Annotated in this window: 27 protein-coding genes; 12 read left to right on the top strand and 15 right to left on the bottom strand. The window is 42.0% G+C overall.

Annotation, left to right across the window (positions count from 1 at the left end; genetic code table 11):
* Positions 1–19 precede the first annotated feature (19 nt).
* The 5 genes from FTU17_RS06650 to FTU17_RS06630 all read left to right on the top strand — a co-directional run bounded on the left by FTU17_RS06650 (position 20) and on the right by FTU17_RS06630 (position 4,284).
* A complete protein-coding gene (locus FTU17_RS06650; RefSeq protein WP_180134960.1) occupies positions 20–1,468 on the top strand; it encodes a coniferyl aldehyde dehydrogenase in 1,449 nt (482 codons plus the stop codon).
* Positions 1,469–1,631: 163 nt separating this feature from the next.
* The gene (gene rpmB / locus FTU17_RS06645; RefSeq protein WP_000048256.1) at positions 1,632–1,868 is read left to right on the top strand and encodes a 50S ribosomal protein L28; all 237 of its coding nucleotides are present in this window, start codon (positions 1,632–1,634) and stop codon (positions 1,866–1,868) included.
* 12 nt (positions 1,869–1,880) lie between these two features.
* Positions 1,881–2,036, top strand: coding sequence for a 50S ribosomal protein L33 (gene rpmG, locus FTU17_RS06640; RefSeq protein ID WP_001205031.1), 156 nt, complete (start codon positions 1,881–1,883; stop codon positions 2,034–2,036).
* A 141-nt stretch (positions 2,037–2,177) separates the two neighbouring features.
* Positions 2,178–3,896: a cation:proton antiporter gene (locus tag FTU17_RS06635; RefSeq protein ID WP_180134959.1), complete on the top strand. Its 1,719-nt coding sequence runs from the start codon at positions 2,178–2,180 to the stop codon at positions 3,894–3,896.
* A 187-nt stretch (positions 3,897–4,083) separates the two neighbouring features.
* Positions 4,084–4,284, top strand: a complete 201-nt coding sequence (locus FTU17_RS06630; protein WP_257227369.1) for a hypothetical protein — start codon at positions 4,084–4,086, stop codon at positions 4,282–4,284.
* Between the two features lie 119 nt (positions 4,285–4,403).
* Here FTU17_RS06630 and FTU17_RS06625 read toward each other — a convergent pair whose 3' ends face one another.
* The 5 genes from FTU17_RS06625 to FTU17_RS06605 all read right to left on the bottom strand — a co-directional run bounded on the left by FTU17_RS06625 (position 4,404) and on the right by FTU17_RS06605 (position 8,098).
* Positions 4,404–4,682: a hypothetical protein gene (locus tag FTU17_RS06625; protein WP_078192732.1), complete on the bottom strand. Its 279-nt coding sequence runs from the start codon at positions 4,680–4,682 to the stop codon at positions 4,404–4,406.
* Between the two features lie 105 nt (positions 4,683–4,787).
* Positions 4,788–5,291, bottom strand: a complete 504-nt coding sequence (locus FTU17_RS06620; protein WP_180134958.1) for a DUF6586 family protein — start codon at positions 5,289–5,291, stop codon at positions 4,788–4,790.
* 75 nt (positions 5,292–5,366) lie between these two features.
* On the bottom strand, positions 5,367–5,729 hold the full coding sequence (locus tag FTU17_RS06615) for an ASCH domain-containing protein (protein WP_180048843.1): 363 nt from the start codon (positions 5,727–5,729) through the stop codon (positions 5,367–5,369).
* 42 nt (positions 5,730–5,771) lie between these two features.
* Positions 5,772–6,023 (bottom strand): RNA-binding protein, encoded by a 252-nt coding sequence (locus tag FTU17_RS06610; protein ID WP_078189697.1) that lies wholly within the window; start codon positions 6,021–6,023, stop codon positions 5,772–5,774.
* 86 nt (positions 6,024–6,109) lie between these two features.
* Positions 6,110–8,098, bottom strand: a complete 1,989-nt coding sequence (locus tag FTU17_RS06605; RefSeq protein ID WP_168377891.1) for an ATP-dependent helicase — start codon at positions 8,096–8,098, stop codon at positions 6,110–6,112.
* A 97-nt stretch (positions 8,099–8,195) separates the two neighbouring features.
* On the opposite strand from FTU17_RS06605, the gene FTU17_RS06600 reads away from it, so the two are divergent.
* Positions 8,196–8,579: a hypothetical protein gene (locus FTU17_RS06600; RefSeq protein ID WP_180134957.1), complete on the top strand. Its 384-nt coding sequence runs from the start codon at positions 8,196–8,198 to the stop codon at positions 8,577–8,579.
* 65 nt (positions 8,580–8,644) lie between these two features.
* On the opposite strand, the gene FTU17_RS06595 is transcribed toward FTU17_RS06600, so the two are convergent.
* Positions 8,645–9,775 (bottom strand): glycerate kinase, encoded by a 1,131-nt coding sequence (locus FTU17_RS06595; RefSeq protein WP_180134956.1) that lies wholly within the window; start codon positions 9,773–9,775, stop codon positions 8,645–8,647.
* Between the two features lie 83 nt (positions 9,776–9,858).
* On the opposite strand from FTU17_RS06595, the gene FTU17_RS06590 reads away from it, so the two are divergent.
* On the top strand, positions 9,859–10,308 hold the full coding sequence (locus tag FTU17_RS06590) for a carboxymuconolactone decarboxylase family protein (protein WP_180134955.1): 450 nt from the start codon (positions 9,859–9,861) through the stop codon (positions 10,306–10,308).
* A gap of 77 nt (positions 10,309–10,385) precedes the next feature.
* Here the strand turns inward: FTU17_RS06590 and FTU17_RS06585 are convergent, their stop codons facing one another.
* The 7 genes from FTU17_RS06585 to FTU17_RS06555 all read right to left on the bottom strand — a co-directional run bounded on the left by FTU17_RS06585 (position 10,386) and on the right by FTU17_RS06555 (position 17,320).
* Positions 10,386–10,958 (bottom strand): HdeD family acid-resistance protein, encoded by a 573-nt coding sequence (locus FTU17_RS06585; protein WP_180005283.1) that lies wholly within the window; start codon positions 10,956–10,958, stop codon positions 10,386–10,388.
* A 126-nt stretch (positions 10,959–11,084) separates the two neighbouring features.
* On the bottom strand, positions 11,085–11,843 hold the full coding sequence (locus tag FTU17_RS06580) for a hypothetical protein (protein ID WP_180007163.1): 759 nt from the start codon (positions 11,841–11,843) through the stop codon (positions 11,085–11,087).
* A 1-nt stretch (position 11,844) separates the two neighbouring features.
* Positions 11,845–12,648: an NYN domain-containing protein gene (locus tag FTU17_RS06575; RefSeq protein ID WP_180021114.1), complete on the bottom strand. Its 804-nt coding sequence runs from the start codon at positions 12,646–12,648 to the stop codon at positions 11,845–11,847.
* A 91-nt stretch (positions 12,649–12,739) separates the two neighbouring features.
* Positions 12,740–15,382 (bottom strand): type I DNA topoisomerase, encoded by a 2,643-nt coding sequence (topA, locus tag FTU17_RS06570; RefSeq protein ID WP_180005285.1) that lies wholly within the window; start codon positions 15,380–15,382, stop codon positions 12,740–12,742.
* A gap of 38 nt (positions 15,383–15,420) precedes the next feature.
* Positions 15,421–15,870, bottom strand: a complete 450-nt coding sequence (locus FTU17_RS06565) for an ammonium transporter (protein WP_180005286.1) — start codon at positions 15,868–15,870, stop codon at positions 15,421–15,423.
* A 70-nt stretch (positions 15,871–15,940) separates the two neighbouring features.
* Entirely contained in the window at positions 15,941–16,942 is a 1,002-nt protein-coding gene (locus FTU17_RS06560; protein WP_180062920.1) for a hypothetical protein, read from the bottom strand.
* A 132-nt stretch (positions 16,943–17,074) separates the two neighbouring features.
* Positions 17,075–17,320 (bottom strand): SlyX family protein, encoded by a 246-nt coding sequence (locus tag FTU17_RS06555; protein WP_078189840.1) that lies wholly within the window; start codon positions 17,318–17,320, stop codon positions 17,075–17,077.
* Positions 17,321–17,354: 34 nt separating this feature from the next.
* On the opposite strand from FTU17_RS06555, the gene FTU17_RS06550 reads away from it, so the two are divergent.
* The 4 genes from FTU17_RS06550 (at position 17,355) to FTU17_RS06535 (ending at position 22,375) form a co-directional block, all read left to right on the top strand.
* Positions 17,355–19,259: an ATP-binding cassette domain-containing protein gene (locus FTU17_RS06550; RefSeq protein WP_180134954.1), complete on the top strand. Its 1,905-nt coding sequence runs from the start codon at positions 17,355–17,357 to the stop codon at positions 19,257–19,259.
* 185 nt (positions 19,260–19,444) lie between these two features.
* On the top strand, positions 19,445–20,206 hold the full coding sequence (locus tag FTU17_RS06545; protein ID WP_111884077.1) for a 3-oxoacyl-ACP reductase: 762 nt from the start codon (positions 19,445–19,447) through the stop codon (positions 20,204–20,206).
* Positions 20,207–20,293: 87 nt separating this feature from the next.
* Positions 20,294–21,229, top strand: a complete 936-nt coding sequence (gene lpxL / locus FTU17_RS06540; protein WP_180065333.1) for an LpxL/LpxP family Kdo(2)-lipid IV(A) lauroyl/palmitoleoyl acyltransferase — start codon at positions 20,294–20,296, stop codon at positions 21,227–21,229.
* Between the two features lie 33 nt (positions 21,230–21,262).
* Positions 21,263–22,375 carry a glycosyltransferase family 4 protein gene (locus tag FTU17_RS06535; RefSeq protein ID WP_180134953.1) on the top strand — a complete coding sequence of 371 codons (1,113 nt, stop codon included), beginning with the start codon at positions 21,263–21,265 and terminating at the stop codon, positions 22,373–22,375.
* Positions 22,376–22,552: 177 nt separating this feature from the next.
* On the opposite strand, the gene FTU17_RS06530 is transcribed toward FTU17_RS06535, so the two are convergent.
* Positions 22,553–22,858, bottom strand: coding sequence for a hypothetical protein (locus FTU17_RS06530; protein WP_252725792.1), 306 nt, complete (start codon positions 22,856–22,858; stop codon positions 22,553–22,555).
* Between the two features lie 371 nt (positions 22,859–23,229).
* Complete coding sequence (locus tag FTU17_RS06525) at positions 23,230–24,357, bottom strand: endonuclease/exonuclease/phosphatase family protein (protein ID WP_180134952.1); 1,128 nt, start codon at positions 24,355–24,357, stop codon at positions 23,230–23,232.
* A gap of 185 nt (positions 24,358–24,542) precedes the next feature.
* Between FTU17_RS06525 and asd the strand changes: the two genes are divergently transcribed.
* The gene (gene asd / locus FTU17_RS06520) at positions 24,543–25,661 is read left to right on the top strand and encodes an aspartate-semialdehyde dehydrogenase (protein WP_180005293.1); all 1,119 of its coding nucleotides are present in this window, start codon (positions 24,543–24,545) and stop codon (positions 25,659–25,661) included.
* Positions 25,662–25,691 lie beyond the last annotated feature (30 nt).

Raw genomic sequence — 25,691 nt, 5'->3', positions numbered from 1 at the left:
TTGGATATGGTCGTGCGACATGAATAGTCAGACAAAAACAACTTCAATGACACCACATTCTTTTGATCACCAGCATCTCAACAATATGTTGGAACAGCAGAAACAAGCGTATTTACGTTACCCATTGCCTACAGCGAAGGAACGTATTGACCGTTTGGCTCGGCTTAAGCGTATCTTAGTTAAGTATCAAGATCAATTTGCTGATGCAATTAATCAAGACTATGGTAACCGTTCTATCGGTGAAACCAAGATTGGTGAGTTACTCACATGTCTTGAGCACATCAAATATTATAGCAAGCATTTGACAGACTGGATGAAACCATCCAAACGCCATGTCGGAATTATTCACCAACCTGCCAAAGCATGGGTGCAATATCAACCGCTTGGTGTCGTCGGCATTATTACGCCATGGAACTACCCACTGCTTCTTTCTCTAGGCCCACTGATTTGTGCTTTGGCTGCGGGCAACCATGCCATGATCAAAATTTCGAGTGCCTCTGCGGCATTCGGTGATGTGCTAGAAAAAGCTCTCGCAGAAGCATTTCCTCAAGAATTGGTCGCAGTCGTCAACGGTGGTGGCCCAATTTCAGATGCGTTTAGTCACCTTGCCTTCGACAAAATGATTTTTACTGGCTCGACCAATGTCGGTAAAACCGTCATGGCGGCAGCGTCTGAAAACTTAGTTCCGGTGATTTTAGAATTAGGCGGAAAGTCACCTGTATTGGTTCATCCGTCTATTGACCTTGCAGATGTCGCACAGCGTCTTGCGGTTGGTAAACTTTGGAATGCAGGTCAAACTTGTGTTGCACCTGACTATGTGTTCTTACCTCGTGGTAAAACAGCTGAATTTTTAGATCACTATAAAGTGTGCGTTGAAGCCATGTACCCAAGTATTGCCCAAAATCAGGACTACACCTCGATTATTAATGACAAGCAGTACAACCGCCTACAAGGTTATTTAGAAGATGCGCGTGATCAAGGCGCACAAATCATCAGTTTTAACCCACAAAATGAAGATGTGGACGCTGTACGTAAAATTGCACCGACTGTTTTAACGGGTGTCACTCCAGACATGCAAATTATGCAGCATGAAATCTTCGGTCCGATCCTTCCGATCATGGAATATGATCAAATTGACGAGGTTATTGCTTTTATTAATAGCCGTCCTCGTCCACTTGCTTTATACTATTTCGACTTTGATCAGGCACGTGCCGACTATGTCGCAACACGTACCCATTCAGGACATTTCGGACAAAACACGGTATTAACCCATGTTGCTCAAGATGACCTGCCGTTTGGCGGTGTGGGGGCTTCGGGTATGGGTAAATATCATGGTCCAGAAGGTTTCTTCAGTTTGTCGCATGAACGCTCGGTGATGTCGAATCCAAAACTCTATAGTTTGAAATTCATTCTTCCACCGTTCAATAAGCCGATCCACAAACTGATTTCGAAGACACTTCTTCGATAAACGATCAAGGCATGAACGATCACACTAGGTGATCGTTCGTTTTATGCAAAATCGCTTGTCTTTTAAGCGCATTTTTGATATAAAACGCCCCTTGAATGAATTCAATGTTTTTTTTTGACTGGCCATACAGATTTGCTGTTGGCTAAATCAATGGAGTTACACCATGTCTAAGGTTTGCCAAGTTACCGGCAAGCGTCCAGTCGTTGGTAACAACGTCTCACACGCCAACAACAAAACTAAACGCCGGTTCGAGCCGAACCTGCATCACCACCGTTTTTGGTTAGAAAGCGAAAAACGTTTCGTACGTCTTCGTCTAACTACTAAAGGTATGCGTATTATCGACAAATTGGGCATCGAAAAGGTTGTTGCTGACCTACGTGCTCAAGGTCAAAAGATCTAAGGAGCTACGAACATGCGTGATAAAATTCGCCTAGTTTCTTCTGCTGGTACAGGTTATTTCTACACTACCACTAAGAACAAACGTACTATGCCGGAAAAAATGGAAATCAAAAAATTTGATCCAAAAATCCGTCAACACGTAATTTTCAAAGAAGCTAAAATCAAATAATTTTAGTTTTTTGAAAAAAACGACCTGCTTAGGTCGTTTTTTTTTGCATTTTTTTTATTCGAATTGCTAAACTTTCAAAATGCTTTTGGCACTTTTTGTGCTTGTCTTTTTTACCCTTAACTTAGGCTTAAGGAGTTTTTAGTGCCTCATGATGTAGAACTCATAATATTACTTGCTGTTGGCTTTGGTTTTGCCTTAATTTTTGGCTATATAGCTGCGCGCCTGAGACTTCCTCCCCTCATCGGCTATCTGATTGCCGGTATTATTATTAGCCCAAATACGCCTGGAGTAGTTGGCGATATCCATCTCGCTAACCAGCTGGCCGAACTCGGTGTCATGTTCCTGATGTTTGGCGTGGGTATGCACTTTTCACTCAATGATTTGATGCAAGTCCGTCGTATTGCCCTGCCCGGTGCCATTTTACAAATTGCAGTGGCGACCTTACTCGGTATGGGAATTTCCATGCTTTGGGGCTGGAGCATGGGCTCAGCCTTAGTGTTTGGCTTAAGTTTGTCGTGTGCAAGTACTGTCGTTCTACTCAAAGCCTTAGGTGATCGCGGTTTACTCAACTCCGTCAATGGTAAAATTGCCGTGGGTTGGCTCTTGGTTGAAGACTTGGTGATGGTTTTGGTCCTGGTCCTTCTGCCTGCTACTGCCGTACTGCTTGGCGGCCAACCGCTCACAGAAAGCAGTGCTGATGAAAATATTTGGCTGACCTTAGGTCTAACTTTACTCAAAGTTGCTGGCTTTATTGCCTTCATGCTGATCATTGGTAAACGTTTAGTGCCAATGATTATGCAAGTGGTTGCACGCTTAGGCTCACGTGAATTATTCACGCTCACTGTGGTTGCAGCAGCCGTGTCTATTGCCTTTGGTGCCTACAAGGTATTTGGTGTATCCATGGCACTGGGCGCATTTTTTGCCGGTATGGTGGTCAAAGAGTCTGACTTTAGTCACCGTGCAGAAGAAGAAACCCTTCCGCTTCGTGAAATTTTTTCGATTCTGTTTTTCGTCTCCGTCGGCATGCTGTTTGATCCACGGATCTTGATTGAACAACCGCTTCACGTCTTAGCTGTGGTCGGTATTATCATGATTGGTAAGACCATCGCTGCAATGGCGTTGGTGTTGTTCTTCCGTTACCCCATCAATACCGCATTAACCGTTGGGGCGAGTTTGGCGCAGATTGGTGAGTTCTCATTTATTTTGGCGACCTTAGGTGTATCTCTAAATCTCCTTTCAATGGAAGGTCAAAATCTGATACTGGCAGGCGCTTTAATCTCGATTACGCTGAATTCATTTATATTTTCAGCCATCGAGCCTATGCAGCGACTCATCCGTGAGCGCTCGAATTTGGCCCGTTTACTGGAACGTAGTAGTGACCCATTGGCCATGTTGCCGGATGAGGTCTCACAGGATTATCTGCGTGATCAGGTGGTGCTGATTGGTCATGGTGAAGTCGGTCGTCGTATTACCCGCGAATTAATGAATGAAAACATTAAAGTGGTTATTGCTGAAGAAAACCGTGAAATCGTGGAAAACTTGCGGGAAAAAGGCATCGCTGCGGTATCCGGTGTAGCAACAGAACCGGGTGTTTTAATTCAGGCCCATATTCAACACGCACGCCTTTTGGTCATTTCACCTATGGATATTTTAGATATTCATAAAATTGTCGACATTGCCAAAATGCTGAATCCGTCTATCCAAGTATTGGTTTGTGCGGAAAGCAAAGAAGAAGCTGAAGTCATTCGTCGTGACAATGTCGGTGAAGTTTATTATGCCAAAGAGGAAATGGCGAAAAATATGAGCAATCATATTTTAAATCAAATCCAAATTGCCCATCACCAAACTCCGACACACTAAACTAAATACCTAATTAAGTTCTTATGAGCAAAACCCAAAAGGCGATGTGTTAAAGCATCGCCTTTTTTTAATGTATATAATTCATTAATTTTAAAATTACAACTAATTGAATTTAAAAAACATATTGATAAAATGAGCATCAAACGAAGCATCATTTTAAAAACTTCAAACAAGAAACGAGAAAAACATGTACATACTCTATTTAGGCCTTGCCATTATTTTGATTGGCGGTCTGGGCTTTCTCATCGCTGCATTTAAAACCAGTATTTTATGGGGACTAGGCTGTCTATTGTTTTATCCCATTTCCATCGTCTTTCTGATTCTGTATTGGCAAGATGCCAGAAATCCTTTTTTCTTACAGCTCATCGGGTCTTTATTGTATTTTTAGGTTCGATACTGATCTCACCTACTGAACTGGGCACAGTCTAAGTGCCATTTTGGATATAAAAAAACGCACCAAAAGGTGCGTTTTCATTATCATGATCCGCAAAGTCAGCAGCTATATGATTAGCTCATATATTTTGGCTTTTCATCAACCACTTCGGCATGCCATTCATCCACTTGTTTTTCTAACAAACCAAACAATGCAGCCTGAATCATTTGCTGAGCGATCACACTCATTTGATCGCCCAAAATATTGCGTAATTCTTCATTGAATTGGATAGTCACTAAAGGCTCTTTTTCTGAGCCTGCATTACGCAATGCCAACTCACCACCTTCCAATTGAACCAGCTCTAAAATTGCTTCCTGGTTCCCAAAGAGTTCTTTCAACTGTTCTATAGACATATATCCCTCCATGCGCAACATGGTGATAAAGGCATCTGCACTTTGTATTACTTAGATAATCTTATATCGGGTTAAATAAATTTATTTCAAGTAGCAATAGTCCGATTAGAACTCCACCATCTCGTTACGAAATCCATCAATTAATTGAGTTAGATCACGATGCCATTCACGCAAAATAGCGGTATCTGGCAACCATGCTTGCGGTGTTTGGGTAACTTTAATAATTAAATTTGAAGACGTTTCATCTTCTGGCTCTGGTGCAGACGGTTCAGGTGCATATTGACACATACGATGTGCGCGTTTCAGCTCTGCAATAAAACCCTGCTTTGCCAATTGCTGCATAACAGTCACTTCAGGTGATACCTGACCTTTTTCAGCCATCAGCGTTTCAATCGACTTTAACGTGGGCGCAGGCTCATTTAAACGATAGTAACGCACCAACTCTTGTAAAAACGCAAGTACTGCACCATGCAAATGAAAAACCGCTGCTTCGCGATAAGCCTGAGCTTGTTGAATATGATCGGTCTGCTCAGCTTGCTGACATGCAAGACGGCTAAAATATAACTTTTGATTGGTACGATCAGCATGAAAGCGAGCAACACGAGACATGAACAATTCCCTAAATTTTGGCGTTTTTCTACATGAATAAGCTTAAACGGATTTTTAGGAAATTCACAATAAATATTATGGATGATCTATTTCAATTAAATAAATGTCACGCTTGGCAGGAACAGGCATATCCCAATCAATCATCCTGATATTTTCCAGACGCCAAGCCCAGTACCCTGCTGCCCAATATGTCGCCTGCGCTTGCTCTACCTCTGTTTCAGTCCATGCATGAACGTCATATACATCGACCTTCGCCACTGCACGTCCAATATCTTCATCTCCGCTTTCATGTAAGTAGCGTTGATTTTCCACGATCACTAAATCTTTTAAAGGCAAATGTTCGGGCTGCCATGAGCGGACTTCAAGCGTTTTAAGCCCACACGCAATGTTCGAACCAGATGGCGCAACAATAGACAAAGCTGAGTAGCATTTTTTCATAGATCACCGATAAAAAAAGGAGCGTTACGCTCCTTTTTAAATTTATGCTTTAGGCTTATCTTCAGCCGCTTTTACGCGAATACCCGCACCTTTGACTTTCAAAGTATTCAGGCCTTTAATCGCTTTTACAGCTTCACGACCATTTGGCATTTCGACAAAACCAAACCCTTTCGATTTACCTGTGCTTGCATCCATAACAACAACAGCAGACTCTACTGCGCCAAATGGTTTAAACAGTTCAACCAATTCTGCTTCAGTAACTGAACGCTCTAAGTTACGTACTAAAATTTTCATTCAATCTTCCAAATAGACAGCATCATCAAAAAGCATTTGTCTATTTTGCTTTTTAACTTGCATGTAAATCACGTCAAAAATCTATTTTAATCGAGATCGATACCAAAATCTAAATTAATCGATTTTCTTTCGATTAAGGCACTTTTTACGGTTTGCTGACGGGTTTTATAGTGTGTTTCCAAACTACATAAATTTCGAGTTAAATCATTCATAAAGTAACTTTCTACTTTACGGCCTTGCTCATCGACAGTTTCACGTGCCCAGTGGTTCAAGTTTTGCTTGGTCAAAATCAATTCATTTTGCGCACGTGTCAGCGCCACATATAACACGCGACGTTCTTCTTCCACTTCATCGAAATTACCTTGGGCACGTGCATGTGGATATTGCCCTGGTGTGACATTCGCCACATAACAGACTTTTTGCTCCGTTCCTTTTGCCGAATGAATGGTAATTAAAGTCACGACATCACTGTCAGATTGGCGTTCAATTTCAGAAATGGAAACTGGATCAAGGACATATTCTTCTAAGAATTCACTCAACTGCGTATGTTTGGATGCCAATTGTTTCACCAGATCAAAATCACCGACACGGCGGTTCCAATCTTTTTTATAGTTTTCTTCCAGCTGCTCAGAAATCGCTTGAACAGCCAAGCTTACACATTCTTTGACCTGATCTTTCAACACCGACATTTGCTTCATCATCAGAATCGCTTGGTCAGGTACTTTGCCAAACTTTTCCAACTTGGTTGCAATGGCTTGCATTTCTGGCTCAAGTAAAATCTGCTGCGATAACTTACTCGCACCGACATCACCCACACCATTCCACAAGGTTAAAAAGCGCATCCACGCGATATCATCTAAAGGATTGGCCACTACACGCAGCACACTGAGCAAGTCTTTTACATGGGCTGTTTCAAGTAATTTCATGCCGCCGATAAAGCGATACGGCACATTTGCGGCAATACAGGCCGCTTCAATATGACGAGCAGCAAAGCTTGAACGCACAAGCACCATATGATCCGACCATTTGCTGCCTTCGAGGTAATGTCGTTCTTTAATGTCGATGGCAATCCATTTGGCTTCATCAAACTCATTCGGGAAAATATGCATTTTCGGCTTAATCCCTTCACCACGATAGGCATCTAGGCGTTTGTCATATTTAATTTCACTTTCATCCAACAACCAATTCGACAGATCTAAAATTTCTTGGGTTGAACGATAATTTTTTTCGAGTTTGAAAATCTGTGCGTCGGGTACCCGCTCTTTGAAATGATGAATATTTTCAAAGTCTGCACCACGGAAGCCGTAAATGGACTGTGCATCATCGCCGACACAGAACAAGCTGACACGTTCTTTTAGTGGCTCAAGTAACGCCCATTGCAGCGGATTGGTATCCTGCATTTCATCAACCAACATGTGGCGACAAATTGAAGCGACATAATCGACCAGTCCATCTGATTCCGCCAAAGCTTTCGCCACAATCGCCAAGATATCGTCATAATCGAGAAAACTACGCGCACGTTTACGAGCTTCGTATTCTTTCATGATATCCGCGATTTGATCTTTTAAAGCAAAGTACTCAGGCATTTGCTTTTCCATGGCAATGCTAAGTTTTTGACGCGTATTCCGCGCAAAAGAATATAGGTCACAGAGTTCTTTTGGCTTGGGCAAGTGATTGGGGTTTTTCTTATCATCACGGCCACGAATCAGGCGGAACATCATGAGCTGATCATCACGATCAATAATCGAAAACTGTTCTAGACCAAAAGCTTTTGGAATGCGGCGCAATAGGTACATACAAAAGGTATGAAAGGTTGATGCACGTAGCCCTTTAGCTTGCTCACCCAGAGCCAACTCCACACGAGCGACAATTTCACTGGCCGCACGGCGAGTAAAAGTCAAAATTTGAATTTGATTAGCAGGCACGCCTTGATCAATTAAATAAGCTGCACGCGCCACGATGGTTTTGGTTTTACCACAACCTGCTCCTGCCAAAACCAAGCTATGCTGTGCTTCTGTTGTTGCGGCTTGTTTTTGTTGAGGATTTAATTCATCAATCAGGTTGGCTAAACTCATATGTACTCATCATTTCATGGATAGGTATAGTTTAGCAGATTGAAAAAAAATACATGCTAATGTAGGATCAAAATTAAAACTAGAAAACGATAAGTTTATGAAAAATTTTAAGCTAATTAACCATTTCCTTCAGCCAGTTTTATTACTTTTAATATTTACAAATCATCCATCTTACGCAAAAAAATTGACTCAAACTGAATTTGATCACTTGATAAGTAAAAATAATCAGAAAGGAATTCAACTCCATGATGATCTAGCTGTAGCTCTAATTTCTGGCAATCATAAGCTTATATCCGATAATTTATGTGCAACTTATAAAATGAGTAAAGCACAATATGAAATTGCTTCAGAGAATTCTGAATTATTAAAAGCGAAACGGGCAAAAGAAAATGCAATAGAAAATATAAAAAACATTGAAAATATAATTCCAAAAAATCAAAAACCAATGGAAAAATATTGCAAAGATTTTCAACAAAATTAATCATATTTTCTAACTATGATTATCTTAAAACTCACTAGATGCATGTATAAATTTTACCTTGATTTTTATTTCAAACATCTCATCACATTTCTACAGCAATGTTCCAAATTTAGTTCCGCATATTTTAATGCATCTTCCAACTTACAATCTGGTGGGTTAATCCCAACAATCTGTGTGAAACCTAAATCATAGAGTTCTGCTATCCCCTCACCTACTAGACCAGTAAAGGCGATCACAGGTTTATTAAACTTTTTTGCAACTTGCGCCACACCAAATGGCGTTTTACCGAACTTAGTTTGATGATCAATTTTCCCTTCACCTGTCAGCACATAATCTGCCTGTGCTATTTTTTCATTCAACTGACATTGTTCAATGACCAATTCCACACCTGATTGCATCGATGCACCTGCAAAAGCCATCAACCCAAAACCTAATCCACCTGCAGCACCTGCACCTGCTACATCACGTAAAGCACAACCCAGAGTCGCTTCAACGACATCGGCATAATGACTGATGTTCTGATCTAACTGACGCACCATCTCCTGCGTTGCGCCTTTTTGCGGGCCAAAGATATGGGATGCACCATTTTCACCACATAGTGGATTAATGACGTCGCTGGCAATGATAATTTCTGTATGCGCTAAACGTGAGTCGAGCTGCGTCAAATCAATACTGTTAATTTGATCAAGACAACCACCACAAACTGCTATTTCCAAGCCATTTTCATCTAAAAATTGTGCCCCCAAGGCCTGCGCCATAGCTGCACCGCCATCATTGGTCACACTCCCGCCCAAGCCAATGATAATTTTACTTACTCCAAAGTCTAGAGCAGCCTTGATCATTTCGCCCGTACCATAAGTTGACGTCAGTAATGGATTTCGCTGAGCCATATCGACAAGATGAATACCATTAGCTTTTGCCATTTCAATCACTGCGGTTTTCCCACCGTCGATCAAACCGAAATATGTCGTCACACCTTGATTGGGCAAAGGACCTGTAAGCGCTATCGTCACTTTTTGGCCGTCGCAAGCACTGAGTAACGCATCTACAGTTCCCTCACCACCATCTGCCATTGGCACAGCGATGACATTTGCATCTGGTATGAGCTTTAAAATTGCACGCTGCATCGCGTCACAGGCTTGTTGAGCACTCATACTTTCTTTAAATGAATCGGGCGCAAGAACAAAAGTGGTCATCTAAATGCTCAAAATAAAACTTGTCCTCAACCATAACGGTTTTAAAATAGCAGGTATATCTAAAAACATCAGAAAGGTTCGAAATGTCACGAATCAACCTAGGTCAGTCTGCACCTGAACTGTATAAAAAAGTTGCAGAACTTGATGCACTGGCTATGCAAAAAATAAATGAGTCTGGCCTAAGTGAAGGTTTAGCCCATTTACTGAAATTACGTGCATCCCAAATCAACGAATGTGCATTCTGTATTCGCATGCATGCGCAAGATGCACTTAAAACAGGTGAAAGTATTGAACGCATTAGCCTACTCAATGCATGGTGTGAAACTGCGTACTACGATGAAAAAGAACGTGCGGCTTTAAGCTTGATCGAAGCAATTACATTGATTGCCGAAGGCCAAGTTCCCGATGCAGTTTATGAAGATGCTCTACCATTTTTAACTGATGATCAAATCAGTGCAATTGAATGGCTCGCAATTGTCATTAACACATGGAATCGTATCGCCATTAGTAGCCGCTATAGCGTGAAACCTTAACGGGTTGTACACATTAAAACTGAATAAAAAAAGAGTGCCTCAGCACTCTTTTTTTATTTATCAGATCCGCAAGCAGTTTACTGCTCTGCCGAGCTTTTCGGTACTTCACGTCGAATATAAGAAGCCAAAGTAAGGTAGTTGACCCCTTGGAATAAAATATCAACCGCCAAGAATAATCCTAATACCCAAAATGGTGCATCAGGTGACATCAAAATGATCACACCCGTAATCAAGGTCAATAGACCTGAAAATAGTGTCCATCCCCAACCTTGAAATGCTCGAAATAGCACAGCATTAAAGATACGAATGACCCCTGCAATGATCAAAATAATCGCCAATAAATTGGTTAGGACAATGGCCGTTTTGACAGGCGTTGTAAATGCATAATAGCCTGCGACCAAATACAGCACACCAAATAATGCCCAGAACCAGCGGTAACCGCCTTCAAAAATTTTAAATGCTGCAATGAAATGGATTACGCCACCTAACATCATCAGCACACCAAAAATATAAATCACCGTAAGTGTCGCAAATGGCAAGGCTACCAAAAGGACCAATCCGAAGACCACCAATAAAGCACCTAAACCGAGATACCACTTACGGTTTTCATGGAGCTGACTGCGAATTAAATCGTTGCCTACTGTTCTCATGCTTTTTCTCAAGTTATTCGTTATTCAATGGATTATGCAACTTTATGATGAAGAAAAATGAAAGAAAAGTCCAAATCTTATCCACACTGCCAATTGAAACTGTGGATAAAATACGCTTTATCCACATTATTTTTTCCATCCCACTTCAATCGCTGTGACGTCATTCACCACAGTATCAGCTAAATCTTCAGGCATTTTACTTTGCGTCTGTGAGGTAGGAATATGCCCTGCCATTAATTCAGCTTTGCTTTGTGGAAACAAAGGCTGCCGCTGGGGCTCTGCATAACCGACAGGGAAGATTGGCTGACCTGTGGCCAAATCATACTTATCCGTTGCACCAAAAGCGTGTAATAACTCATGGGCTAAAACGATTTTATTCTGCGCAGTCTGTTTATTCGATGCAAATAAATTCACCGATCCAATTCGACCATTTTCCAAAGCTGTGGAATGTTTAAGTTCTTTGGTTTGAGTCGGATCGTAATAATTTAAAAATAGCGTCACACTCGAAACACCATCTACATTTTCATGCTGCTGCCAAGCATAGTAGCGGAATTTCAAACTCCATAAGATAACGTCCAACATACCGGCGTCATTGGGTACTTTGGGAGGTAAAACTTTCAGCTCACGACCTAACTTAAAATACACATAAGTCGGTTGCCCTCGGTATTTCTGTGCTGTCGCTTGTAAATATTGTTGAACATCATTTAAATCATTGACAGAGAGCTGCTGTATATAAGCTTGAGTGCTCTCTCGACCATCTGCATTAATTGGATGTAACAATACAAAGATCGGTTTACTCCAGTCTTGGTTTTTGTCTTTATAGGCATTGACTGCGACCACTAGTAAAATCAGCAATAAACACAGTACCCGAATTTTTTTCCACATTTTAAATCGTACTCTGCTTTTTTATCTTTCTTAAATACATTTGACTCATTTCTATTTTTGTTTCAAATAAATTTAGCGTTTTAATTAGTCCAGATAATTTTGCTCGACCGTAGTTTCTAGAATCAAAGTCAGGTTTGACTGCGCTGATATATTGCCCAACCATACTTAAATTGGCCCATCCATTTTCATCCGCATTATCTTTCACAGCTTTATAAATCAAATTTAAAGTGGGTTTATCAATGATTTCAGTGATTGTATTCTCTTTAATCTGCACAGATGGCTTTGGTTCACTTACTTTTGTATTTTCAATGACTTCTTTAATTGGTGAATTAATAAGATCTTCTTCAGTATTTTTTAGCTCATTATCTTGCAGTAAGTTTTCAACATAAATAAATTTATCACATGCTTTTTTAAATGCCTCTGGCGTCGACTTTTTTCCAAAACCGTAAACACTTAGCCCATTTTCACGAATTCTAGATGCTAAAGGGGTAAAATCACTGTCGCTTGAAACAATACAAAAGCCATCCAATGCACCTGCATACAGCAAATCCATCGCATCAATGATCAAAATCATATCCGTTGCATCTTTGCCCTTTGTGTAAGCAAACTGCTGAACAGGTGTGATGGCATGTGGAAGTAAGACTTCACGCCAATTTTTTAAGGTTTCGCTGCTCCAATCTCCATAAACTCGTTTAACACTTGCGATTCCATATTTTGCAACTTCTTCCAACACAGATGGAATAGCATTGATCGATGAGTTATCCGCATCTATGAGTACAGCAAACTTTTTCGTTTGAATTTCCACTATTCCCCCCAATCATTTTTATCATTTAAATTTTGATTAATTCTGACATAAAAAATGCCGACCGAAGTCAGCACTTTATTGGTTTTAAAGCTTAAGCCTCAACCCACTTACCGTCTTGGTACACCAAAGACCATTTGGTTTGTTTGCCTTCAGCATTTTCAGAACCAATATATTGCGCTTGGTTTTTACGGCTGAATTTTACTAATGTTGGGTTTCCTTCAGGATCGACATCTGGTGCTTGTAAGATGAACTGATATTTCGCATCCAACTGATCTGCGACAGAACGTAGTTCCGCGACTTTAGGCGCACGAGTTTCACGTACTTTCGGGAACTTACTTGCAGCTAAGAATAAACCTGCTGCGCCATCACGAAGGACAAAGAAGTCATCATGTTTGGTTGAGCGTAAGTGTTCCATTTTAATTGGATCTACACGTGGAGGTGCAGGCTGACCGCTCTTCAACACTTTACGTGTATTGTCACAGCTATTACATGCAAAGTAAGGACCGAAACGGCCTGTCTTCAATTGCATTTCACCATCACATTTGTCGCAAGGAATGGTTGGACCATCATACCCTTTGATTTTGAACTCACCTTCTTCAAGCTCAAAACCAGCGCAGTCTGGGTTATTACCACAGATATGTAACTTACGGCCGCCATCAATCACATAGCTATCCATGGCTGTTTCACAGATTGGACAACGTTTTTTCGACATTAAATCTGCTGTTTCTGCCGAGTCATCGTCAGACAGTGCAGCCAATGATTCTACAGGTGTTAGGTTCAAAGTCCCCTTACAACGCTCTTTTGGAGGTAAGTTATAACCGGAACAACCCAAGAACACGCCTGTAGTCCCTGTACGAATCTGCATCGGACGATCACATTCTTTACAGTGCACAGCATCCACTTCTACAGGTAAATTACGGCGCATGCCATTTTCACCCTGAGCTGTGGTTAAACGTGTTTTAAAATCACCGTAGAAGCTATTGAGTAACTCTTTCCAGTTACGATCACCATCGGCGACTTTATCTAGCTGACCTTCAAGATCTGCCGTAAATGCATAGTTCATCAAGTTATTGAAGTTTTCATCGAGACGGTCTGTCACGATTTCACCCATTTTCTCGGCGAACAAACGACGGTTATCGAGCTTCACATAACCACGGTCTTGAATGGTTGAGATAATCGCAGCATACGTCGATGGACGACCAATACCTTTTTTCTCAAGCTCTTTGACCAATGATGCTTCAGTGAAGCGCGCAGGTGGTTTAGTAAAGTGTTGCGATGGGTCTAATTTTTCAAGTTTCAGTAATTCACCGACTTTTACAGCAGGAAGCAGTACATCATCATCCGATTTATTTTGACCACGCACTTTAGTGAAACCATCAAAGACCAATGTACGACCTTTGGCTTTGAGTTCGACGCCATTGGCATTGACTAAAATCGTTGATGATAAATATTCTGCAGGGGTCATTTGACATGCAACGAACTGACGCCAGATCAAGTCATAAAGACGCTGTGCATCACGCTCTACACCCACCAAACTATCGCCTTTTAGCGCGACATTTGATGGACGAATCGCTTCATGGGCTTCTTGCGCACCAGCTTTATTGCCGTAGCGATTTGGTTTAGCCGGTAAATATTTTTGACCAAACTCAGTTTCAATATGACCACGAACCATATTTACAGCGTCATCACTCAAGAATGTTGAGTCTGTACGCATATAAGTAATAAAGCCGGCTTCATATAAGCGTTGTGCCAGCATCATGGTTTTCTTCACAGAAAAACCTAAACGTGTACTTGCTGCTTGTTGCAATGTAGACGTGATGTAAGGCGCGCTTGGATTAACCTTGGTTGGTTTGTCTTCACGTGCTGAAACTGTGTAGTCGGCATCTTTAATCAGGTTCAGTAAAGCATCCGTTTCAGCTTTATTGTGCAGTTTTAAAGTCTTGCCATTTTGCTTCACCGCTTCTAAGCGGATATCGTCTTTCTTCGACTTGGTATCTGCAAAAACTTGCCAAAATTCTTCTGGAACGAAGGCACGAATTTCACGTTCACGCTCAACCACAAGTTTAACAGCCACAGATTGCACACGACCTGCCGATAAACCACGGGCGATTTTTTCCCATAAGAGTGGCGAGATCATAAAGCCCACAATACGGTCGAGGAAACGACGGGCTTGCTGAGCATTGACTTTATCTGTATCCAGGCGAGAAGGATGTTTAAACGCTTCTTGGATGGCATTTTTGGTAATTTCGTTGAACACCACACGTTGATAACGTGAGTCGTCACCGCCAATTACTTCTTTTAAATGCCAAGCAATTGCTTCTCCTTCCCTATCCATATCCGTTGCGAGATAGACCTCGTCAACTTGCGATGCAAGCTTTTTCAGTTCCGCAACAACATGTTCTTTACCCGGTAGGACTTCGTACTGTGCCTTCCAGTCATTTTCAGGGTCTACACCCATACGATTAACCAAAGCTTTTTGTGCTTTTTTGGCTTTTTCAGCTTCAGTTAATTTCGCACGAGTTACTGGCTTTTTCTCTGCTGTTTTACTCGAGCCGCCTGTAGGTAAATCACGGACATGACCCACCGATGATTTTACGATGTAATCAGAGCCCAAATATTTATTGATTGTTTTCGCTTTTGCAGGCGATTCCACAATCACTAACGCACGCTTTTTCCCAGCATCGGCAGATTTTGCTGTGGTACTTTTAGATGTGGACCGAGGAGCGTTCGCCATAGTTAACCATCATTCCTGTTTAATAGGTTTTTTAAAATTTAAAGTTCAGCCAATGAATGTAAAAATGCTTTCATATCTTCAAGCTGTGTGGCTCTTAAGTCAGATTCTTCGTTCCAATAGAGTCCTACACAGTTTGCCTGCATATCAATAGCATAAATGCCCTTTAATGTAATGGCTAAATCCTTGAACTTGTCATCACCATGTACCAGTTCAAGTTTGTCATCGACCACTAAAGCACGCATTAAAGGCAAACGCGCATCTGGAATCAGCACACTGTAATACGCCACCATACTGGCACGTTTTTCAGAAGCCATTGGAATCTTGGTCCAAGCAGGTGCAGCCACTAAACGTGGGTGCAGCCCCATCTTACGCGCCTTCTCGCGCATAATGCCTAAGGCTTTTTCTCTAGGATTTACTCGAAGTCCAAAAATCGACCCAAGTACAAAGACCACAATAAAAACAGTAACCCAGATTCCAGTATTTTCCATAGCACAACCTTTATATTCCTTTATTAGAGTTGCATAAGCGCAATATAAAACGCAAGTTCACTCGATAAAATTAATTCAGGAACATCTCGTGGCTATACAGCACTTCGTGACCATTCCAATAGATATATCCTTTTTCGATCAACTCTTTAAGTAATAGTCGAACATCAGATTGTGGGAACATTTGCTCCAATAAATCACGTAAGGCGTAGATATCTTTTGGTTTATCTGACTTTAATTCATGCAATTTTCGGATCACTTCCATTTGCACAGGATCAATCTTATTGAAATTTTTAAATAAGCCTTGCTGTGCAGCCTGAATCATCGATGCCGTATCATCAGTATTTGAGGTTTGATCTTCGAGTGAAGCAGAAAATGCATTCAGGTCTGTTTTGATGGGCAATGCTGTTTCAGCAGTCGCATTTAAATCTAGCTGCACCCATTGTTTGAGTACTTTTTTTCGAATCGAAATCTGCTCATCAAAGCGTTTGACGATTTTTAGATTGATCAACATACCGACCAAATGCTGAGCTTTTTCGCTAGAGACTTGCAAAATATTCATCAGCGAGTTTTTCAGTTTATCCAAACTGTTTGGCTTGCCACTGAGTTTTTCCAGACCATCACAATAGTGTTTAATCAGTAATAAATCAGGTTTATTCCGAATGGTTTCTAGGTCAGGAATCTTATACTTCACTTTATGTGAAACTTCTTGTTCTGACTGAATTTGAATGAGATGTGCACTGAGTCCAGAGCCATCCAATTGTTCCATCAGTAATTCAATATCAGACATTGCTGAAATGACTTCAATATGCGAATCTAGATCCATCAAGGCCATCAGTTGCCCCACAATCACCGCATATTCAAATTCTTTTTGCGGCGTTTCTGGAATATCCAAAACCACCAATTGACCACTCGCAATCCACCCTGCAATTTCAGTCAAATCTTCAAGTGCATATTCAAATTTTCCGCTGCAGCTAAACACATACAAAGTACTGTAATGCTCAATGATATTGCGCAATAGATTTGCTGTGGGCTGGTTATTTTCCAAATCTAGCAGGACAACTTTTTGACTCATGAGATGAAATAATGGGTTTCGATCAGCAGATGCGGTGCATTAGACCTGTCACGCTGCAAAAGGTCAAATAAATTTACACCAATCCACAGCTTTGGCGCTGATTCGTCATCTACCTGTCATTCAATAGTGACATTAATAATGCGGTGGGCGGTTGGTCATTGGGTCAAATGCCGCAATACCTTCAGATAAATCTGCCGATTCAATACGACGATACAACATCTGCATTTGTTTCTTTAAATCAGCGATTTCGGCGTTTTGACGCGCAACTTGATCATTCAGTTGGTCAACTAAATCATCTAAAAATGCAATTCGGACTTGCAAATCTTCAATGGGTGCGGAAAATGACGCCTGTTCATCAAGATTTTGTTGTGTAGTCAATTTACACTCCTCATATAAGATTTCAGGAAACATTATGGCCTATATTACTTTAAGGGACGTCCAGCTTGCATTTGGCGGACCTTCCCTACTCGACGGCGCGAACTTCAGTTTAGAACGTGGCGAGCGAGTGTGTCTAATCGGTCGTAATGGTGAAGGTAAGTCTACTTTACTTAAACTGATTGAGGGAACTTTATTGCCAGACGGCGGTGAAGTTTCATTACAAAATGGCATTACGATTTCAATGCTTGCTCAAGATGTACCCATGGATTCGGGCAAAGTTGCTGATATTGTTGCCGATGGTGCAGGTGAAGCTGCAACTGTATTACGTGCTTATCATGAAGCCAGCGAAGCCTGCGTACTCGGTGATATGGATGCCTGTGAGCGCATGGGTAACTTACAACATCAGATGGATCAAATGGATGGTTGGTCACTTGAAACCAAAGTGAATGCCATCCTCAGCAAAATGGGCCTAGACCCAGAAGCTGACCTTGCAGATTTGTCTGGTGGTCGTAAGCGTCGTGTTCTATTGGCACGTGCTCTCTTAACGCAGCCCGATGTATTGCTACTCGACGAACCAACCAACCATTTGGACGTTGAAAGTATTGAATGGCTCGAAAAATTCTTACTCGATCAAAACAATTTAACCCTGTTGTTTATTTCGCATGACCGTTCATTTGTCGACAATATTGCGACTCGTATTGTGGAACTTGACCGCGGCATTTTGCGTAGCTATGAAGGTAACTATTCACGTTACCTCGAACTCAAAGCTCAGCAAATGGAAGCGGAAGAAAAGCAAAATGCGCTATTCGATAAAAAACTTGCTGAAGAAGAAGTGTGGATTCGTCAGGGCATTAAAGCGCGTCGTACCCGTAACGAAGGTCGTGTTCGTGCCTTAAAAGCCTTGCGTGAAGAGTCTAAAGCGCGCCGTTCCCAACAAGGTAAAGTGAGCATGGCAACGCAAGATGCGCAGCGCTCAGGTAAAGTGGTCTTTGAAATTGAAAACTTAGCTGTGCAATTTGGCAACAGCGCGCCAATCATTAAAGATTTTTCGGCACTGGTGTTACGTGGTGACCGGATCGGTTTGGTCGGTGACAACGGCGTGGGTAAAACAACCCTCATCAAAGCTATTTTGGGTGAGCAAGAACATACTGGTACAGTGAAAACAGGTACACAGCTTGAAGTTGCTTACTTTGATCAGCTTCGAAATGCACTTGATCTTGAAAAATCAGTGAAAGATAACGTCTCCGAAGGCTCAGATCATGTCGATGTCAATGGTAGCCGTCGTCACATCTACAGTTATTTACAAGACTTCTTATTCTCTCCAGAACGCGCACGTACACCAGTCAAAGCACTGTCTGGGGGTGAGCGTAACCGTATTCTGTTGGCTAAGCTTCTACTGAAACCATCGAACCTTATCGTGATGGACGAACCGACCAACGACTTGGATATGGTGACGCTTGAACTGTTGGAAGAAATGCTCAGCGCGTACAAAGGCACACTGTTACTGATTTCGCATGACCGTGCCTTTATGGACAACGTGGTGACGTCGACTTGGGTCTTTGATGGTAAAGGTCAAATCGATGAATACATCGGCGGTTACCAAGACTATTTGGAACAGCGTCCTGACCAAACTGTCGTGGATCAAAAAAGCGATGTGAAAAAAGCCATGGCTAAAGCCGAAGCAGCGGCTGCCGCTGCCGTGCCTAAAAAAGTCAAGCTCAGCTATAAAGACCAACGTGCCCTAGAACAACTGCCGACTGAAATTGAAGCTTTGGAAAAAGAACAAGCCACTCTTTCAGAAAAACTGGCGGATGGTTCTTGGTTCCTGACTGATGCAGATGCTGCAACCCAAGCATCACAACGCCTCGCTGCGATTGATGATGAAATGTTGGAAAAAATGGAACGTCTGGAAGAATTAGAGAATATGGCCAAAGCTTAAAGCTAAGCATTTACTGATAAATCAAGCCGTATTTCGATACGGCTTTTTTTATGTCATATGACTCGACTGAATTATTAGATCGGATGACTCAGTTTCAAATTGGAGCATACAGCGTCTGTAAAGACGATTCCGCTAATGTGAAAAGCTTGCTATGGTGACGCTCAACATTAGATTGAGTCACGAGCATGCAAATTTCAGATCAAATTGTCTTGGTTACAGGAGGCGCACGTGGCCTCGGTTTGGCGATTAGCCAAACTTTAATTGCTGAAGGCGCACGCGTGGTCGTGAACTATCTATCCAGTCAAACTGCGGCAGAACAGTTGGCGACCGCATTTCCTCAGCAAGTGTTTGCCTATCAAGCAGATGTCACAGATAAAGCTCAAGTAGAACAGCTTTTTGCCGCAGCAGAAGCACATTTTGGTACCGCGATCACCTCTGTCGTAAATAATGCCCTCATCCATTTTCAATTTAATGGCGATGCCCGTCCTAAAATTGAAGAACTGACTGCACAGCACTTACAGCAACAGTTTGATGGCGCAGTCGTCGCTGCACTCAACACCACGCAAGCGGCGCTTCCCAAGATGAAAGCACAGGGTTTTGGTCGCATTGTCAATATTGGTACCAACCTGGTACAAAACCCTGTCGTGCCTTACCACGACTACACTGCAGCAAAGGCAGCTCTGTTGGCCTTCACCCGCACAGCGGCGCATGAGCTGGGTGAGTTTGGGATTAATGTGAATATGCTTTCAGGTGGCTTATTACAAAGAACCGATGCCAGTAAAGCGACGCCCGATGCCGTGTTTGATTTAATCGCAGCATCGACACCTTTACGCACAGTGACCACGCCTGAAGAATTTGCTGCAGCCATCATGATGTTCTTGTCCCCTTACTCACGTGCGGTCACAGGGCAGAATTTGATTGTCGATGGCGGTTTAGTCAAAGGTTAAGTCTAGCGCAGCATGAGGTTGAACTTTCTCTTTCAATTCAGCTTCATGCTAAACTGAACCCTATTTTTTAATCTTTGATTTAGCCCTATGAGTCAAAAGCCAACATATCAACCCGGAAAATTCCAATGGTCTTTCTTACTTCCTCAGTATTGGGGAATTTGGATAGGGATTGTATTTCTTATGATTTTGGCGATTCTTCCATGGGCAGTTCAGTATCGACTTGGGCAATTCCTCGGTTCTGTTGCATTTAACAATCTTAAGTCACGTCGTAAAACCACGATTCGCAACATGGAAGTTTGCTTTCCTGAATGGACGGCAGAACAAGTTGAAGCCAATGCAAGACAGGTTTTTATCGACCAAATGATTGGTATTTTTGAAACCTTAAATGCATGGTACAGCCCGCAATGGTTCAAAAATCGGGTGCAAATCGAAGGCTTAGAACATATTCAAAATGCACAAACTGAAGGCAAAGGTATTTTACTCCTCGGCACACATTCTACCCTGCTCGATGCTGGTGGCTATTTATGCGCACAGTTCTTTGAGCCGGATGTGGTTTATCGTCCGCAAAATAATCCGCTGTTGGATATGTTGATTGTGCGTTGCCGTGCCACCATCTATGCCAACCAAATCGACCATGATGATATGCGTGGCTTGATTCGTAATCTGAAAAATGGCCATGCCATTTGGTACAGTCCTGATCAGGACTTTGGTTTAAAACAAGGGGTCATGGCACCGTTTTTTGGTACTCCCGCAGCCACCGTTACTGCACATCGTCGCTTATTAAAAATTGCTAAAGCGGTAGCGATCCCGTTGTATTTTTATCGAGATGGCGAAATCAGCAACCCTCAATATCATGTGCTGATTGAACCTGCTTTGGACAATTTTCCAAGTGACGATGAAGTTTCGGATGCTATTCGAACCAATAAAATTATTGAAAATCAGCTGCGAATCGCACCGACGCAATACATGTGGTTCCATCGCCGCTTTAAAACCCGCCCACAAGGCTATGACAAAATCTATTGAGTTCAACTCAGCACATAAAAAAAGAGAAATGCTATGAAAGTGATGCAGCTTTTACCTGAATTGAACAGTGGCGGTGTCGAGCGAGGAACCTTAGAAATAGCTCGTGCTTTAGTGACCGCCGGTCATGAGTCCTTAGTGGTTTCAAATGGTGGCCGTATGGTGACTCAATTGGAAGCCGAAGGCTCAACTCATCTCACACTCGCAATCCATAAAAAAGCCTTATCGAGCTTATGGCAAATTCGTCCTCTACGTAAACTGATTGAGCAACATCAACCAGATATCGTGCATGTGCGCTCACGTGTCCCCGCGTGGCTCACGCATTTTGCCCTCAAAGGGATTCCAGCTAACAAGCGACCTCACCTGATTTCAACTGTACATGGTTTTTATTCGATTAATCGCTACAGCCAAATCATGACGCAAGCTGAAAAAGTCATTGCGGTCTCGGATAGTGTTGTCAAATACATCACGGACAACTACAAAAACTGTCCTACCAAGGACATTGTGCGTATTTATCGTGGCATCGACCCTGCTGCTTTTCCACATGGCTATCAACCCTCAGCACAGTGGCTCAATCAAACCCTAAAAGACTTCCCTGAACTAGAAAATAAGCGTCTGATATGCTTACCAGGCCGTATCACCCGTTTGAAAGGTCATGAAACCCTAATCCATTTAATGGAACAGCTACGAACACAGTATCCCGACGTACATGCGGTGGTGGTCGGTGGTGCAGATCCGAAAAAAGCAGCTTATTTACAAGAAATGCAAGACAGCATTGCGGCGAAAGGACTGAGTGATCGGATTACTTTTGTCGGTCACCGTTCAGATATCCGTGAATGGTTAGCTTTTAGCGATTTGGTTTTATCTTTGTCGAGCCAAGCGGAAACCTTTGGACGGACTGTACTCGAAGCACTGTCTGTCGGTACACCTGTGATTGGTTGGAACCGTGGTGGCGTAGCTGAAATTTTATCGAATGTCTATTCGCAAGGTTTAGTCACTGTCGATGATGAAACACAATTACTCGACACTTTAAAGTTGCATTTAGACCAACCACAACACGTGCAGCCTATCAGTATGTTTAGTTTAAAAGAGATGTGTGACCAGACTTTGGAGTTGTATACGCAGGTGGTCTCTCAGCATTCAGCTTGATTGACTACACTCCATAGATCTTTGCTGTGCAGGATAACGCTCTGGAAATATTTTTAATTCAGCAACTAGATCTGCATCTAGAAAGGATATTGTGAAATGCACAATATCCTTTTTTATTATGAATGACTCAATGGTGATTCAACCCTACTATTTAGCCCTTCAATTTCGCGCTTCCACTTAGCCCTTCCACACACGGTATCGAGCCATTAACCAGAGGATTAGCGGCAGTAACAAGACATTCAAAATATGTTGCAAACTTTGCCCTATACGCCAATAACCTCTATCTAAAATATCATGGCGTGCATTAAACAATTCCAATCCCACTGCGACGACCACAACCGTCCAAATCGCATAAGGTGATTTCAATTGGCGGTGATGGCAAAAGGCCACAAAAAAGAACAGTATTAAGCCAAGGTAAATGGAAAGTGCATCGGTGGATAAGTGTGTAATCTGCAATATTTTTTGGTGCCATTCGGACAGCATAGAACGTCTCATACCTATATTTTTATTGGAAATTCATCGTTTTTTTCTTGGCACACTGTATAAAGAAATTGATCAAAAGAAAAGCAAAAAATTCTATATCACAAAAGCAAAACCCGAGTTCTGCATCCTGCAAAACTCGGGTCTATGAGGTTGTGCTTTCACAAGTATTCTTTTTATTTTTTATTGGCTTTCCTTTCCTGCATCCGTTCCGTGATGCTTCCATCGGCTTCGTCTTCCTTAGTGGGATGTTCCGTTCCCAGTTCCATGTGCCGATGAACAAAGAATAAGTCAATACACTTGACCTGACCATTCGTCAGAAGCCGAAAGCTGTGTAAGCTATTTCTTACACTTTTCTCTTAAATCAAACAAAATCAAGGTGCCTTCGTACCATCCTTATAATCACGGGCGATTTCATCAGTCACAATCTTCTCCTCTTCCTCAGCTTTTTCTATACCCTCCTGAATTGCCTCTTGCGCTTCTTGTTCATCTTCATCTGTTTGCTCTAATTCTTCTTGGATTTGCTCAAATACCCTGCCTGTTTGCAGCACCACATAGACTGGAAAATGGTCTGAACCGATATTGGGCAAGCGTTCCATATGTACCAATGCAAAATCTGTACTATGAAAAATATGGTCGAGCGACCAACGCAGCAGTGGATAATTGGCATGAAAGGTATTTACGAAATGACGTCCAACACGCGGGTCTAAAAGCCCACTGATTCGTTGAAAGAGTCGTGTAGTACGTGACCATGCCACATCATTCAGGTCCCCCATAACGATGCAACTTTCATCTAAATCTTTAATCTGATCGCCCACAATCAGCAATTCTGCATCGCGTAAAGTTGAATCTTTGGCTTCTGTTGGACTTGGCGGTTTGGGATGTAAACAATACAGTTGAACCTGATTTCCTGATGCTAAGGTGACTCGGGTATGGATCGAAGGAATTTCATCACTGAGAATAAATTTGACTTTAGTTTCACTAAGTTCTAACTTGCTATACAAATGCATCCCATACAAATTATCCAAAGGTACGGGTACGCGGTAAGGATAATCAGCCTCAATCACTGCCAATTCATTTTGCCAAGTTTGATCGGTTTCTAGCGTGAGTACTAAGTCAGGTTGATGCTTTTGTATTTGTGCCAATAATAAGTGATATTGAGTATTCGGCGTAAGTACATTTGAGACAATGATTGAAATTTGTTTCTGTTTATCTAACTGGTCTGATCGAACTTTTTTGACTTGTTTTTTCCAAATAAAGGTATAAGGCAAAACCATTTTTAATTGATATGCCAAGGCAGCAATCAACCCAATTAAAATGATTTCACGCGCCAAGTCCCATTCAGCATTCCATAAAATTAAGCCTATGAAGGCAAATATGCCCAAAGCCAAGATTTGCAGACGCGGAAAATCTGCACCACGAAACCACCATTCATCTCGTGGTATGAGTGACCAAAATGTCAACCAAATGACGAAGCCAGCCAGTATTTCAATCCAAATCATTACGCCTCCCTTATATTCTTTATTTTTTATTGATTCATAAATTTATATCAGTTTTGCATGTAACATAAACAAGATATATTGCACAATATTATTGGTGTTTTCATTATGTAGCGCTTGCAGTTATGCGCCCTTTTGGTACACTCGAACCCCCTTTTTATTTTTTTAACGCACCGAGGCAAAGTGACATGAAAGTAGGTCTGGTCGGTTGGCGCGGGATGGTTGGTTCCGTCCTTATGCAACGTATGGTTGAAGAAAACGATTTCGCTCATTTCGAACCGTTTTACTTTTCTACCAGTAATGCAGGTGGTGAAGCCCCTGCGTTTGGTGGTAAGACTGCCCCAGCACTTATGGATGCAACGGACATTGATAGTCTGAAGCAAATGGATGTCATTATCACCTGCCAAGGTGGCGATTATACGACTGAAGTTTTCCCTAAGCTGAAAGCAGAAAACTGGAATGGCTACTGGATCGATGCTGCATCGACTTTACGTATGGATGATGAAGCGATCATCGTACTTGACCCAGTAAACATGAACGTAATCAAAGACGGCTTAGTGAAAGGTACAAAAACATTCGTGGGCGGTAACTGTACCGTTTCACTTATGCTGATGGGTTTAGGCGGTCTATTCCAAAATAATTTAGTGGAATGGGCAACGTCTATGACGTATCAAGCGGCTTCTGGTGCAGGCGCGCAAAACATGCGTGAACTGATTTCAGGTATGGGCTACTTGTACAACAATACTAAAGATTTGCTGGATGACCCACGTTCACCAATTTTAGATATCGATTCTAAAATTGCACAATTACAACGTGGCGAAGGTTTCCCATCTGCAAACTTCGGTGTGCCTCTAGCAGGTTCGCTCATTCCTTATATCGACAAACAGCTTGAAAGCGGTCAGTCGAAAGAAGAATGGAAAGGTCAAGTTGAAACCAACAAGATCTTAGGCAACCAGCAAATCGTTCCAATCGATGGACACTGTGTACGTATTGGTGCGATGCGTTGTCACTCACAAGCATTGACTTTAAAACTTCGTAAAGATGTTCCACTAGATGAAATCGAAGATATCATCGCTAGTGCCAACGATTGGTCTAAAGTGGTTCCGAATACGCGTGAAGCTTCAATGACTGATCTGACTCCTGTTGCTGTAACTGGCACCTTGTCTGTTCCAGTTGGTCGTCTACGTAAGCTCAATATGGGTAAAGAATACCTAGGTGCATTCACTGTGGGTGACCAATTGCTTTGGGGTGCTGCTGAACCTTTACGTCGTATGCTAAGAATTCTCATTGATTATAAAAATGCTTAAGCATTTTTAAGTCTCTGAATAAGAAGCCGA

Origin of the sequence: Acinetobacter sp. YH12070, from assembly GCF_013419625.1 — a bacterium.
GTDB classification, from domain to species: domain Bacteria; phylum Pseudomonadota; class Gammaproteobacteria; order Pseudomonadales; family Moraxellaceae; genus Acinetobacter; species Acinetobacter amyesii.
Note: the sequence above shows the minus strand (reverse complement) of the source record. Positions and strands in the feature narration are given on the sequence as shown.

What these genes read in the sequence shown, in the direction of transcription:
- FTU17_RS06535 (WP_180134953.1), top strand. Translation starts at nt 21,263, where the DNA reads ATGAAAGTGATGCAGCTTTTACCTGAATTGAACAGTGGCGGTGTCGAG.
- FTU17_RS06590 (WP_180134955.1), top strand. Translation starts at nt 9,859, where the DNA reads ATGTCACGAATCAACCTAGGTCAGTCTGCACCTGAACTGTATAAAAAA.
- FTU17_RS06605 (WP_168377891.1), bottom strand. Translation starts at nt 8,098, where the DNA reads ATGAGTTTAGCCAACCTGATTGATGAATTAAATCCTCAACAAAAACAA.
- FTU17_RS06620 (WP_180134958.1), bottom strand. Translation starts at nt 5,291, where the DNA reads ATGTCTCGTGTTGCTCGCTTTCATGCTGATCGTACCAATCAAAAGTTA.
- FTU17_RS06565 (WP_180005286.1), bottom strand. Translation starts at nt 15,870, where the DNA reads ATGGAAAATACTGGAATCTGGGTTACTGTTTTTATTGTGGTCTTTGTA.
- asd (WP_180005293.1), top strand. Translation starts at nt 24,543, where the DNA reads ATGAAAGTAGGTCTGGTCGGTTGGCGCGGGATGGTTGGTTCCGTCCTT.
- FTU17_RS06530 (WP_252725792.1), bottom strand. Translation starts at nt 22,858, where the DNA reads ATGCTGTCCGAATGGCACCAAAAAATATTGCAGATTACACACTTATCC.
- rpmB (WP_000048256.1), top strand. Translation starts at nt 1,632, where the DNA reads ATGTCTAAGGTTTGCCAAGTTACCGGCAAGCGTCCAGTCGTTGGTAAC.
- FTU17_RS06600 (WP_180134957.1), top strand. Translation starts at nt 8,196, where the DNA reads ATGAAAAATTTTAAGCTAATTAACCATTTCCTTCAGCCAGTTTTATTA.
- FTU17_RS06550 (WP_180134954.1), top strand. Translation starts at nt 17,355, where the DNA reads ATGGCCTATATTACTTTAAGGGACGTCCAGCTTGCATTTGGCGGACCT.
- FTU17_RS06610 (WP_078189697.1), bottom strand. Translation starts at nt 6,023, where the DNA reads ATGAAAATTTTAGTACGTAACTTAGAGCGTTCAGTTACTGAAGCAGAA.
- FTU17_RS06650 (WP_180134960.1), top strand. Translation starts at nt 20, where the DNA reads ATGAATAGTCAGACAAAAACAACTTCAATGACACCACATTCTTTTGAT.
- lpxL (WP_180065333.1), top strand. Translation starts at nt 20,294, where the DNA reads ATGAGTCAAAAGCCAACATATCAACCCGGAAAATTCCAATGGTCTTTC.
- FTU17_RS06625 (WP_078192732.1), bottom strand. Translation starts at nt 4,682, where the DNA reads ATGTCTATAGAACAGTTGAAAGAACTCTTTGGGAACCAGGAAGCAATT.
- topA (WP_180005285.1), bottom strand. Translation starts at nt 15,382, where the DNA reads ATGGCGAACGCTCCTCGGTCCACATCTAAAAGTACCACAGCAAAATCT.
- rpmG (WP_001205031.1), top strand. Translation starts at nt 1,881, where the DNA reads ATGCGTGATAAAATTCGCCTAGTTTCTTCTGCTGGTACAGGTTATTTC.
- FTU17_RS06560 (WP_180062920.1), bottom strand. Translation starts at nt 16,942, where the DNA reads ATGAGTCAAAAAGTTGTCCTGCTAGATTTGGAAAATAACCAGCCCACA.
- FTU17_RS06525 (WP_180134952.1), bottom strand. Translation starts at nt 24,357, where the DNA reads ATGATTTGGATTGAAATACTGGCTGGCTTCGTCATTTGGTTGACATTT.
- FTU17_RS06615 (WP_180048843.1), bottom strand. Translation starts at nt 5,729, where the DNA reads ATGAAAAAATGCTACTCAGCTTTGTCTATTGTTGCGCCATCTGGTTCG.
- FTU17_RS06585 (WP_180005283.1), bottom strand. Translation starts at nt 10,958, where the DNA reads ATGAGAACAGTAGGCAACGATTTAATTCGCAGTCAGCTCCATGAAAAC.
- FTU17_RS06630 (WP_257227369.1), top strand. Translation starts at nt 4,084, where the DNA reads ATGTACATACTCTATTTAGGCCTTGCCATTATTTTGATTGGCGGTCTG.
- FTU17_RS06545 (WP_111884077.1), top strand. Translation starts at nt 19,445, where the DNA reads ATGCAAATTTCAGATCAAATTGTCTTGGTTACAGGAGGCGCACGTGGC.
- FTU17_RS06580 (WP_180007163.1), bottom strand. Translation starts at nt 11,843, where the DNA reads ATGTGGAAAAAAATTCGGGTACTGTGTTTATTGCTGATTTTACTAGTG.
- FTU17_RS06595 (WP_180134956.1), bottom strand. Translation starts at nt 9,775, where the DNA reads ATGACCACTTTTGTTCTTGCGCCCGATTCATTTAAAGAAAGTATGAGT.